Raw genomic sequence first — 10,692 nt, forward strand, 5'->3', positions numbered from 1 at the left:
GCGCCATTGCCCAACCCAGCCGCCTTGCTGCCAAGGCAGGCGGCGTGTCTGTCTGATCACCATGCAGCAACTATCTTTTCCCCTCCACCCGCGCCACGCCATGCGAAGCAGCGCAAGGCCGGGGCGCGGCTTCACACTGATCGAAGTCATGATCGTGGTGGCCATCATTGGCATCCTCGCTGCCATTGCCATCCCGAGCTACCAGGAATACGTGCGCAAGGGGCGGCGCGCCGAGGCCCGGGCCGTGCTGATGAAGGCTGCGCAGTGGCTGGAGCAGGGCATGACGGCAACGGGCAGCTATCCGACGACGCTGCCTGCCGTGTTCAAGTCGGTCGAGTCAGGCGGTTACAGCATTGACTTCAAGGCTGGCACGGCGACAACCACCAGCTATACGCTTCAAGCGCAACCGCAGAATGCACAGGTCGGCGACAGGTGCGGGACATTGACGCTGGCCAGCAATGGCCATCAGGACGTTGAGGGCGCCACACTGTCTGCCAGTGATTGTTGGCGTTGAGCCGGCTGCGCGGGGTTCGGCTTCAGCAGGGTGGCGGCTTGCCGCTTACCGCACGGATGCGGCCACCGGCGCTGACGCACAGCAGGGTGGCGTTGGCATAGTTCTCGGGATCTTCGGCGGCATCCCGGGCCGGGCGAATGGCAAAGCTGAATGCGCCCAGGCCGGTGGCGTTGCCCCAGCCGTCGAACCGCATCAGGTTCTGCACTGGGCGCCTTTGTACGATCACATGCCGCTGTGCGGCAACCTGCTGCAGCATCGGCTCCTCCCCATCGCGCACGCCATTGCTGTTGCGATCGATGAACAGCTGCCAGCCGCAGTCCCAGCGTCCCGCCGGCAAGGCGCTGGTGCAATCTTCACCTGGAGGCCCTGAGCGGGCCAGCACGACGTTGCCGGCGTGGCGGATGGCTTCCGAGCGCGCCAGGTACAGCGTAGCCGTCAGGGCTTCGGCGGCCATGCGGACGTGGTAGCGGTCCAGCATGCGCTGCAAGGAAGGCAATGCCAACGTGGCGGCGATGGCCACGATGGCCAGTGCCACCATGCTCTCCAGCAATGTCAGGCCAATGCCCGAAGGGCGTGCGGGCTCTCGCCGTGCGATAGGATGGCGGCCCCGGCGTGGCCGGGACACTGCAATGCGATGTGCCGACATACGTGGTGCGAGGCTGAGTGAGAACCTGTTTACGATCTTTTTATGCACCGCGTTGCCTCACCAGGCGATGCGATGCAAGGCGCAAACCGCAGTCGGGCTGGTGGCCCGACGAGGATTGGCAACGCCGCAGCGTGCGTCTGGCGAGGCAACCCCAAGGGCAGCCAGGCAAAGGCGCACTGGACTGCGTTGCCCGCCTTGCGCAGACGCCCAGTCTGGGCTGCGGCAGGCGCCTTGCCCGCCGCGCCTTTGCCTGACTGCGCGGTGCATAAAAAGATCGTAAACAGGTTCTGAGGCGCAAGACGTGTTTGGCGCAGCTTCAGCCGCGATATAGCGCAATTGCAGCGGATGGTCAATGCCGCCAGCGGCGTCTGGTCGCAGTGGCGCGCGCGGACGCTTTTTCCTTGATGTGCTTTTCTATGTATTCGACCGGGTCTTCCCCTCCAGGCGCCGTGCGCGCTGACGGCAATCGCTGGCTGGTGCTGGCGATAGTGTCTATTGCGCTGCTGCTCATCGTCATCGACATGACCGTGCTTTACACAGCCCTGCCGGTGCTCACGCACGACCTGCACGCCACGGGAAAGCAGAAGCTGTGGATCGTCAACATGTATCCGCTGGTCGTGGCGGGTCTGCTGCCCGGCGCGGGAACGCTGGGCGATCGCTATGGGCATAGGCGTACCTTTCTGGCCGGGCTGGCAGTGTTTGGCATCGCCTCGCTGTGGGCCGCCTACTCACCGACTGCGCAGTCGCTGATTGCCGCGCGCGCAGCGCTGGCCGTGGGCGCCGCGCTGATGATGCCCGCGACGCTGGCCATCATCCGGCACACCTTCACCGATGGTGCGGAACGGGGCATTGCTATCGGCGTCTGGGCTGCGGTGGCGTCAGGCGGCGCGGCGCTGGGGCCGGTGCTCGGCGGGTTCCTGCTGATGCACTTCTGGTGGGGCTCGGTGTTTCTCATCAACGTGCCGGTGGTGCTGGTGACCATTGTGCTGGTGCTCTGGCTGATTGCCCCCACGCGCAGCAACAAGGCGCGCAAGTGGGACTGGCAGGGCTCCGTACTGGCGCTGCTGGGATTGATGGGTGCCACCTATGCCGTCAAGGCGGCGGCGCAGCCCCGTGCGGATTGGCCAAGCGTAGCCGCGGCCGGGATTGCCGGCGTGGTGCTGCTGGCACTGTTCATGCGTCGCCAGCGGCGCATCGCCCACCCGCTCATCGATTTCACGCTGCTGCATGACCGCTTCTTTACTGTCGGGGTGGTCGCCGCCGTCATGTGTTCGGTGGCCTTCATCGGCTTTCAGCTGGTGTTCACGCAATGGCTGCAGCTGGTGCGCCAGCTCACGCCGCTGCAGGCCGGGCTGCAGGTGGTGCCTTTGGCGCTGGCGTCGTTCGTCGCCGGACCGGTGGCCGGGCGCTGGATGGAGCGCGCCGGCACGCGCAACGTGATTCTTGCGGGCATTGCGATGAGCATCGTCGGATTGCTGGCGATCATGGCAACCTACCAGGGCATGGGCTGGCCCTTGCTGGCGGCACTGGCGCTGTTCGGTGGGGGGTATGGCGCAGCGGTGACAGGCGCGTCTTCGGCCATCATGTTCAACGCCCCTGCGGAGAAGGCAGGCATGGCCGCTTCCATTGAGGAGGTGTCCTACGAACTGGGAGGCTCGTTTGGCGTCGCCCTGATGGGCAGCCTGATGACGGCCGCCTATGCTTCCACCCTGCAGTTGCCCGATTACCTGCAGTCCTACCCGCAGGCGCGCGAGAGCATCGATGAAGCCTACCTGGTTGCCGAGTCACTGCCACTGACGTTGGCGCAGGAACTGGCCGGCTTGGCCAGCACCGCCTTCAGCCACGCCTTTGCGGTGGTCACTGCCGCCGCCATTGCAGTGTTGGTGCTGACCTTGCTGGGGTTGCTGCTCTGGCGCCCGCGCACGAAAAGCGCGTGAACACGCCCTGACAGGCATGTGGGTGTGCCAGGTCAGCCCACCCGCAGCGTCAACGCCGGCACGTAACTGAACAGCAGCAGCACCAGCAGGGCTGCCAGATAAAACGGCAGCAGCTCCCGCACGACGCGCAACACCGGCACACGTGCAATGGTGCTGGAGATGAACAGCGTAGTGCCTGCCGGTGGCGTGTACAGCCCGATGCTCAGATTGAGCACCATGACGATGCCCAGTTGCAGGGGGTCGAGCCCGATCTGCTGCGCCAGCGGCACGAAGATCGGCCCGAGCAGCAGGATGGCTGCTGGCAGGTCGATGAACATGCCGACCAGCAGCATGATGGCGTTCATGACCAAAATGATTGCCCAGGGTTCGCGCAGGGTTTCCAGGCACCAGGCGGTAAATGTCTGGGGAATCTGCGCGTAGGTCAGCAGCCAGGCAACCACGGACGATCCCATGATGACCAGCATGACCACACCGGTGGAGATGCCGGCCGCCAGTACGGCATCTTTGATGCGCGCAAGGCTCAGGTCGCGGTAGACGAACAGGCCCATGCAGAGTGCGTACAGCGTGGCCAGCACGGAGACCTCGGTCGGGGTCGCGATGCCAAAGCGCAGCAATACCAGGATCATGACGGGCAGAGCCAAGGCAGGAATGGCCTTGAGCAGAAGGGGCCAGAAGCGGCGCCAGTCGAACGGCGCACGATGACAGGGGAAGCCGCGCAGGCGCGCCGAGACATAACAAACGGCGATGAACGCTGCGGTAATCGTCAGTCCGGGAAGCACGCCGGCGATGAAGAGGTCGCCGATGGAGACTCCCGAGACGAGCGAATACAGAATCAACGGTATCGAGGGCGGAATCAGCACCGCGATCATCGACGTGGCGGCATTGTTGGCCGCGTTGAATGCCGCTGGATAGCCTTCGCGCGTCTGCCAGGGAATGAGGATTGAGCCCATGGCGGTGGCGTCGGCCACGGCCGAGCCTGATACCCCGCCCACGGTTGCCGAACCCAGTACGGTGACGGAGGCCAGCCCGCCCCGGTAACGCTGCACCAGCAGTTTGGCGAAGTCGATCAGGTTGCGCCCCAGCTCGCCGCTCATCATCAGTGAGCCCGCCAGGATAAAAAACGGCAGCGCCAGCATCGGGAAGGACTGCGTGGGCGCGAACATCTGCTGCGCCACCAGATTCATGGGCAGGAATTCGCTGGTGGTCAGCGCCAGCAGTCCGGCGATCACCAGCGCATGACCGATCGGCACGGACAGCAGCAATAGGATGACAAAAGCGAGCACCAGTACAGCAATCATGGCGCGATCTCCTCACGAGCGGTTGGTGCGGCCAGGCCGGAGCCACCCTCCAGCACTGCGCGCAGGGCAATGAGCAGACTGCACAGCGCGGTGCTGCATGCGGCGAATGCGATGGCGGCGTAGGGCCAGCTCAACGGTGTCGCCAGCATGGGGCTGCGCTCAATGGCGACGATGTGCATCATTTCCACGATGACCTTGAACAGCACCACATAGGCGGCGACCAGCAGCAGGTGCACCAGCGCCGTCAGTGCGCTGCGCCCACGCGCGCCCAGATGGTGGCCCGCCAGGTCGATGTTGATGTGGCCGCCGTTCTGCACGGCCAGCACGATGCCTGCGGCAATCATCCAGGGAAAGAGCAGCGCGGGCAGTTCCGCTACCCAGTCAATGCTGCCGCCGTGCAGAAAGTAGCGCACGGCAACGTTGCACGCCAGGCCCACCAGCAACACCACAATGGTGCTGCCGATGATCAGTTTGCACAGTCCGCTGATCGCAATGTCGATACAGCGGCTTGCGCTTGCAAGCCTGTGCCGCCAGGATGGTTGATGCACCATCGCAGTCTCCTTGTCCGCGCCACGCATGTCAGGTAGCGGCTGCCGCGTCGATCAAGCTGGCAACCAGCTTGCCAAATGGCTTTTGCTTCCATGCCTGCCCGACGGATGCCGTCGCTTCCTGGAAGGCGGGGCGATCCACCTCGTTGATTTGCACACCGGGGCGCTGGGCGAATTCGGTTAGCAACTGCTGATCGGCTTCTCGCATCCATTGACGCTGGCGTACACCGGCTTCCTCGGCGGCGGCGCGGATGGCTTCGAATTCCGGCTGACCGACCTTGCCCTGCGTCATGCGGGCGACGAAGAACGGGTTGCATTGCCACACATGGCCCGTCAGGCTGATATAGGGGTTGACTTCGTACAGCTTGGAACTGTCGATGTTCGCCAGCGGGTTCTCCTGCCCATCCACAACGCCCTGTTGCAGCGCGAGATACAGCTCGCCAAAGGCAATCTGTTCGGGGCTGGCACCCAGCGCGCGGAAGATGTCCATGAGCATCGCATCGGCGGGTACGCGGATTTTCATGCCGCGCAGGTCCTCAGGGCGCTCGATCGGCCGCCGGCTGTTGGTGCAGTGGCGCACGCCGTTGTCCCACCAGCTCAGCAGCGTCAATCCTTTGCTCGTGAAGGCGTCGGCCAGTTGCGCACCAATCGGGCCCTGCAGCACCTTGAAGGCGTGGGATGCATCCCGAAAAAGAAACGGCAAGCCCAGTGCGTTGAGCTCCGGGGACACGGCGGCGCTGGCCCCCTGGCTGTTGATGCAGAAGTCCAGCACCCCGGTGCGCAGGCTGGTGAGCATGGCCGCATCGCTGCCCAGTTGCTCCGAGCCGGCGATGTTGATCTTGACCGCGCCGGCGGTTTTCTCGTGCACCAGCTGTGCAAACAGTTCGGCGCCGCGGGCACGCGGGTTGCCTGGCGCTGCGCCGTGGCCCAGTGTCAGCGTCACGGCTGCGTTGGCCGAGCGCAGGAATGCAGGCGCCAGCGGCGCGGCTACGGCGGCGGCAACAAAGGTTCTACGGGTCACTGTCATGGCTTGTCTCCTGAAGATTTTTATGGTGTGAGGATATTGGCAAGCGGCCCACGCTGCTGCGGCAGCGTGGCTACAGCCAGGCCTTGATCGCTTGGGCCATCCGGTCGGTCGAGATACCGTAGCGATCGTGCAATGTCGGCAGGGCGCCGGCATCCAGGAAGGCATCGGGCAGCGCGATGTGCCGCAACGGGCCAGTCGGCTGTACGCCGGCGCTGAGCAGCGCATAGGCCACGGCCTCGCCCAGCCCTCCCACGCTGGCGTGGTTTTCGGCCACGACGACCAGCCGGGGCTTGCGCTGCACCTCGGCGAGAATGGTCTTGACATCCAGCGGCTTGATGGTGGGCGAGTGCAGCACGGCGACATCCACGCTGTCACCAGCGAGCTGCTTGGCAACCTCCAGTGCACGCATGGTCAGCAGTCCGCTGGAAATGATGAGCACGTCATTGCCATCGCGCAGCAGTTTGGCCTTGCCGATCTCGAAGTGGTAATCGTATTCGTCGAGCACCAGCGGGACCTTGCCGCGCAACAGCCGCAGGTAGACCGGACCGCGGTGTGCCGCCATGGCCGGCACGGCCTCACGGATGTCCAGCGCATCGCAGGGGTCGATGATGGTCAGGCCGGGAATGCCCCGGAAGATGGCGACGTCCTCGGTCGCCTGGTGGCTGGGCCCATAGCCGGTGGTCAGGCCGGGCAGGGCGCAGGCGATCTTGACGTCGAGGTTCTCCTCGGCGATGACCTGGTGGATGAAGTCATAGGCGCGCCGCGAGGCAAACACCGCGTAAGTGGTGACGAAAGGCGTGAAGCCTTCCTTGGCCATGCCGCCGGCTGCGCCCATCAACAGCTGTTCGGCCATGCCCATCTGGAAGAAGCGTTCCGGCCAGGCCTGCGCGAAGATGTGCAGATCGGTGTACTTGGCCAGATCGGCCGTCATGCCGACCACATCCGGGCGCTGTTCGGCCAGCGCCTTGAGGGCAAAACCGAAGGGCGCGTTCTCGGTGCGCTGGTCATCACCGGCGATGGAGGCGATCATGGCCGACGTCTTCAGCCGCGGCTTGACGGAAGTGGATGCGCTCTGGTTCATGCGGGCTCTCCTTGCTGGTAGGCAGCATCGAGAATGGCGATGGCCTGTTGCCATTCGGCTTCCTCGACGCGGATGAAATGGTTCTTCTCGCGCTGTTCGAGAAACGGCACGCCCTTGCCCATCAGCGTGTCGAGCAGGATCACGCGCGGCTGCGGCGCAGCATGCTGGCGGGCACTGTCGAAGGCCTGCACCAGTGCGGACAGGTCGTTGCCATCGACGCGCTGTACGTGCCAGCCGAATGCGGCCCACTTGTCCTGCAGCGGCTCAAATCCCAGCACCTGGCTGGAAGGGCCATCGGCCTGCTGGTTGTTGATGTCGACCAGGCAGATCAGGTTGCCCAGCTGATGGTGCGCAGCCGACAGCGCGGCCTCCCAGACGGCACCTTCGTCAAGTTCGCCATCGGACATCGAGTTGTAGACGAATGCCGGATTGCCCTTGTGGCGCAGGCCCAGGGCGGTGCCCACGGCAATTGCCAGACCCTGGCCCAGCGATCCGCCGGAGATCTCCATTCCCGGCGTGTAGCAGGCCATGCCGGACATGGGCAGGCGGCTGTCGTCGCTGCCGTAGCTCTCCAGTTCTTCCTGCGCGATGATGCCCGCTTCCAGCAGCGCTGCGTAGAGGGCAATGGCGTAGTGGCCGTGCGAGAGCAGGAAGCGGTCGCGCTGTTCCCACTGCGGATTGGTGGGGTCGTAGCGCAGTGCGTGGCGATAGGCGACGGCGAGCATGTCGGCCAGACCCAGTGCCTGGCCGATGTAGCCCTGGCCCTGTACTTCGCCCATGCGCAGCGCATAGCGGCGGATGCGATAGGCTGCAGCGCGCAGCTGCGCCAGCTTGTCGGCGGATGTGGTGGTTGTCATGCGATGGTCCTTTGCAGTTGCTTCAGCCATGGATCAGCATGCCGCCGTTGACATCGATGACAGCGCCAGTGATGTAGGACGAAAGGTCCGAGGCCAGAAAGAGGTAGGCGTTGGCCACGTCCTGCGCCTGACCCAGGCGTGCCAGCGGAATGCCCTTGAGGATCTCGCCACGCAGCTGTGGCGTGAGCTTGTCGCCCGTGATGTCGGTCTGGATAAGGCCCGGCGTGACGCAGTTGACGCGCACGTTGTCCGGCCCCAGCTCGCGCGCCATGGCCTTGGCCAGCCCCAGCACGCCGGCCTTGGCGGCCGAATAGTGCGGCCCGCCGAAAATGCCCCCGCCGCGCTGCGCCGACACCGAAGACATGCAGGCGATGGCGCCACTGCGCTGCGCGCGGAACGTCGGAATGAAAGCCTGGCTCAGGTACAGCACGCCGCGCAGGTTGACGTCCATGATGCGGTCCCAACTGGCGGGGTCGATTTCCATGATCTTGACCGGCTGCGTCACGCCGGCATTGTTGACCAGCACGTCGATGCGCTGATAGTGCTGCAACACCTGTGCGGCGGCCTGTTCGCAGGCGGACTTGTCGGTCACGTCGCAGGCCAGCCCGAGGTGGCCTGCGCCTTCCAGGCTGGCAGCAGCCGTGTGTGCCGCTTGCGCATCCAGATCCAGGATCACGACCTTCGCGCCGTGCGCTGCGAATGTTCTGGCGGTTGCCAGACCGATGCCGCGGGGGCTGGCCGCGCCGGAAATCACTGCAATTCTGTCCTTGAGCAACATGCTGTTTGTCTCCAATGGTTCGCCCGCAAGGGGCGGGGCACCGGCTGCTGGCTGCAACGGCCTGGCGGCGTTACGCACATGCGTCACCGATTTCGTTGATCGATGAATGCTATGAATTATTCTTCCGGATAACAAACGGGATAATTGCATGCATTAATGAGTAGATATCACCAATGATCCGGACTTTCCCTATTTCCGTTCTGCGCACTTTCGAGGCAGCAGCGCGCACCGGCTCGTTCAGGGCGGCGGCCAGCGAGCTGTTTCTCTCGCCCAGTGCGGTCAGTCATGCAATCCGGCGGCTGGAAGACAGTCTGGGCACGTCGCTGTTCAAGCGCACGACGCGCTCGATCACGCTCACCCCTGCCGGCGAGACGCTGTACGGCCATGTCTCCCGCGCGCTTGACGAACTGCGCCAGGGCATTGATCAGGTCGCCACCAAGGGGCCCACCATCTTGCGTCTGCACTCCGCGCCAAGCTTTGCCGCCCAGTGGCTGCTGCCGCGCCTGCGAGACTTTCTCCAGAGTCATCCCCAGATCGACTTGCGTCTGGCAGCGAACACCGACTACGTGCGTTTTGAGTACAACGAGTTTGACTTGGACATCGTTTATGGCAAGCCACGCTCGGACGCACAGGTGGTGATTCCCCTGGCGCAGGAGCTCATCACGCCGATGTGCGCACCGGCGCTGGCCGGCCGCATCCGGCGCATCAGCGATCTGTACGACATGCCGCTGATTCAGAGCGATGTCAAACAGATTCGCTGGGCCGGCTGGTTTGCCGAGCAGGGTCTGCCACCGCCGGTGCTCAAGGGCGCGCGCTTTGACCGCAGCTTCATGGCTATCGCAGCCGCCGTCGATGGCCTGGGGGTGGCGCTGGAGTCAACCCTGCTGGCCGAGCGGGAACTGGCCAGCGGGCGGCTGGTCAGGCCGCTGGCGGGCGTGGAGCGGGACATCTTTTACGCGGGCCACCACCTGACTTATTCGCGTGCCAGTCGACGCACCCATGCCATTGGCGTATTCCAGTCGTGGCTGGCCCGGGAGCTCGGGCTTGCGACGCCGCTGGCCGAGGACTGATCCATCCGACGCAGGATTTCAGCCACCCAGCAGCAGGGCGAGCATCAGCGGCAGGGTGATGGCCGCTGCCAGCGTCTGCACCGTGATCAGTGCGGCCATGAGCTGGCCCTCGCCACCGAGCTGGCGCGTCAGCACATAGGCGCTGGGGGCGGTGGGCAGCGCAAAGAACAGCACCAGCACTTGCGTCTCCAGCGTGGGAAGGTGCAGCAGCGTGGCGATGAACAGCGCCACTGTGGGCATGAGTAGCAGACGCAGGGTCGTGTTCCAGCCCAGGGGGGCCAGCGCGCCGCCCATTTCGCGCACACGCAATGCCGCGCCCACGCACAGCAGGCCCAGCGGCAGGCTGGTGGCGGCCATCATCTTCAACAGTTGATCCAGTCCCAGCGTCGGGCGCAGCCCCATGAAATTGGCCGCGGCGCCGATTAGGCACGAGAGGATGAGCGGATTTTTGATGACCGGCGCGAGCATGGTGCGCAGATCACGCCCAGAGCTTGCTGACAGCGCCCACACCGACAGTACGTTGATGGCAGGCACTTTCACGGCCAGCAGCAATGCCGCAACGGCCAGGCCCTCGTTGCCATACAGGCTGCTGACGGTGGCAAGTCCGAGGTAGGTGTTAAAGCGCAGCAGGCCCTGCGTGAGTGCGCCAAAGCGCCCGGCGGGCCAATTGCGCAGCCGTCGCGTTACCAGCAACGCCAGCCAGCCGACCGCAAGCACGGCCGCAATGGCGGCAGCCAGGCGCGGCAGCGCCGGGCTGTTGAGCGTCGCCGTGGAGAGGCTGGAAAACAGCAGCGCGGGAAAGAGAATGTAGTAGTTGAGCCGCTCCGCACCGGACCAAAATGCATCACCTGGGAAGTCGATGCGCCTGAGCACGTAGCCAAGCACGATCAATGCAAACAGCGGCCAGAGGGAAACCAGCAGGGCGGACATAGAGGC

The 10,692-nt window shown here is 64.7% G+C and carries 11 protein-coding genes; 3 read left to right on the top strand and 8 right to left on the bottom strand.

Going from position 1 to position 10,692, the window contains the following annotated elements; all coding sequences use genetic code 11:
• Positions 1 to 61: 61 nt before the first annotated feature.
• A complete protein-coding gene (locus AAV94_RS01025) occupies positions 62 to 514 on the top strand; it encodes a type IV pilin protein (RefSeq protein ID WP_407927296.1) in 453 nt (150 codons plus the stop codon).
• Between the two features lie 22 nt (positions 515 to 536).
• Here the strand turns inward: AAV94_RS01025 and AAV94_RS14320 are convergent, their stop codons facing one another.
• Entirely contained in the window at positions 537 to 1,139 is a 603-nt protein-coding gene (locus AAV94_RS14320; RefSeq protein ID WP_197407980.1) for a GspH/FimT family protein, read from the bottom strand.
• Between the two features lie 470 nt (positions 1,140 to 1,609).
• Between AAV94_RS14320 and AAV94_RS01035 the strand changes: the two genes are divergently transcribed.
• A complete protein-coding gene (locus AAV94_RS01035; protein ID WP_331396715.1) occupies positions 1,610 to 3,097 on the top strand; it encodes an MFS transporter in 1,488 nt (495 codons plus the stop codon).
• A gap of 32 nt (positions 3,098 to 3,129) precedes the next feature.
• Here AAV94_RS01035 and AAV94_RS01040 read toward each other — a convergent pair whose 3' ends face one another.
• From AAV94_RS01040 to AAV94_RS01065, 6 genes are all read right to left on the bottom strand, one after another.
• The gene (locus AAV94_RS01040) at positions 3,130 to 4,395 is read right to left on the bottom strand and encodes a TRAP transporter large permease (RefSeq protein ID WP_046740465.1); all 1,266 of its coding nucleotides are present in this window, start codon (positions 4,393 to 4,395) and stop codon (positions 3,130 to 3,132) included.
• The gene (locus tag AAV94_RS01045; protein ID WP_197407981.1) at positions 4,392 to 4,946 is read right to left on the bottom strand and encodes a TRAP transporter small permease; all 555 of its coding nucleotides are present in this window, start codon (positions 4,944 to 4,946) and stop codon (positions 4,392 to 4,394) included. Before AAV94_RS01045 ends, AAV94_RS01040 begins: the two co-directional genes overlap by 4 nt.
• A 28-nt stretch (positions 4,947 to 4,974) precedes the next feature.
• Positions 4,975 to 5,970 (bottom strand): TRAP transporter substrate-binding protein, encoded by a 996-nt coding sequence (locus tag AAV94_RS01050; protein ID WP_046740466.1) that lies wholly within the window; start codon positions 5,968 to 5,970, stop codon positions 4,975 to 4,977.
• Positions 5,971 to 6,040: 70 nt separating this feature from the next.
• The gene (locus tag AAV94_RS01055) at positions 6,041 to 7,051 is read right to left on the bottom strand and encodes a transketolase family protein (RefSeq protein WP_046740467.1); all 1,011 of its coding nucleotides are present in this window, start codon (positions 7,049 to 7,051) and stop codon (positions 6,041 to 6,043) included.
• On the bottom strand, positions 7,048 to 7,908 hold the full coding sequence (locus tag AAV94_RS01060; protein ID WP_046740627.1) for a transketolase: 861 nt from the start codon (positions 7,906 to 7,908) through the stop codon (positions 7,048 to 7,050). The genes AAV94_RS01055 and AAV94_RS01060 overlap by 4 nt, the downstream gene beginning before the upstream one ends.
• Positions 7,909 to 7,930: 22 nt before the next feature.
• Complete coding sequence (locus AAV94_RS01065; protein ID WP_046740468.1) at positions 7,931 to 8,686, bottom strand: SDR family NAD(P)-dependent oxidoreductase; 756 nt, start codon at positions 8,684 to 8,686, stop codon at positions 7,931 to 7,933.
• A 173-nt stretch (positions 8,687 to 8,859) separates the two neighbouring features.
• Here AAV94_RS01065 and AAV94_RS01070 point away from each other — a divergent pair, with 173 nt between their 5' ends.
• A complete protein-coding gene (locus tag AAV94_RS01070; protein WP_046740469.1) occupies positions 8,860 to 9,756 on the top strand; it encodes a LysR substrate-binding domain-containing protein in 897 nt (298 codons plus the stop codon).
• Positions 9,757 to 9,774: 18 nt separating this feature from the next.
• On the opposite strand, the gene AAV94_RS01075 is transcribed toward AAV94_RS01070, so the two are convergent.
• Complete coding sequence (locus AAV94_RS01075; RefSeq protein ID WP_046740470.1) at positions 9,775 to 10,686, bottom strand: AEC family transporter; 912 nt, start codon at positions 10,684 to 10,686, stop codon at positions 9,775 to 9,777.
• Between the last annotated feature and the right edge of the window lie 6 nt (positions 10,687 to 10,692).

This window comes from Lampropedia cohaerens (assembly GCF_001005215.1).
GTDB lineage: Bacteria > Pseudomonadota > Gammaproteobacteria > Burkholderiales > Burkholderiaceae_C > Lampropedia > Lampropedia cohaerens.

Excerpts from the sequence above, each read along its gene's own strand:
- AAV94_RS01075 (WP_046740470.1), bottom strand. The coding sequence starts at position 10,686 with ATGTCCGCCCTGCTGGTTTCCCTCTGGCCGCTGTTTGCATTGATCGTG.
- AAV94_RS01045 (WP_197407981.1), bottom strand. The coding sequence starts at position 4,946 with ATGGTGCATCAACCATCCTGGCGGCACAGGCTTGCAAGCGCAAGCCGC.
- AAV94_RS01050 (WP_046740466.1), bottom strand. The coding sequence starts at position 5,970 with ATGACAGTGACCCGTAGAACCTTTGTTGCCGCCGCCGTAGCCGCGCCG.
- AAV94_RS01040 (WP_046740465.1), bottom strand. The coding sequence starts at position 4,395 with ATGATTGCTGTACTGGTGCTCGCTTTTGTCATCCTATTGCTGCTGTCC.
- AAV94_RS01055 (WP_046740467.1), bottom strand. The coding sequence starts at position 7,051 with ATGAACCAGAGCGCATCCACTTCCGTCAAGCCGCGGCTGAAGACGTCG.
- AAV94_RS01060 (WP_046740627.1), bottom strand. The coding sequence starts at position 7,908 with ATGACAACCACCACATCCGCCGACAAGCTGGCGCAGCTGCGCGCTGCA.
- AAV94_RS01070 (WP_046740469.1), top strand. The coding sequence starts at position 8,860 with ATGATCCGGACTTTCCCTATTTCCGTTCTGCGCACTTTCGAGGCAGCA.
- AAV94_RS01065 (WP_046740468.1), bottom strand. The coding sequence starts at position 8,686 with ATGTTGCTCAAGGACAGAATTGCAGTGATTTCCGGCGCGGCCAGCCCC.
- AAV94_RS01025 (WP_407927296.1), top strand. The coding sequence starts at position 62 with ATGCAGCAACTATCTTTTCCCCTCCACCCGCGCCACGCCATGCGAAGC.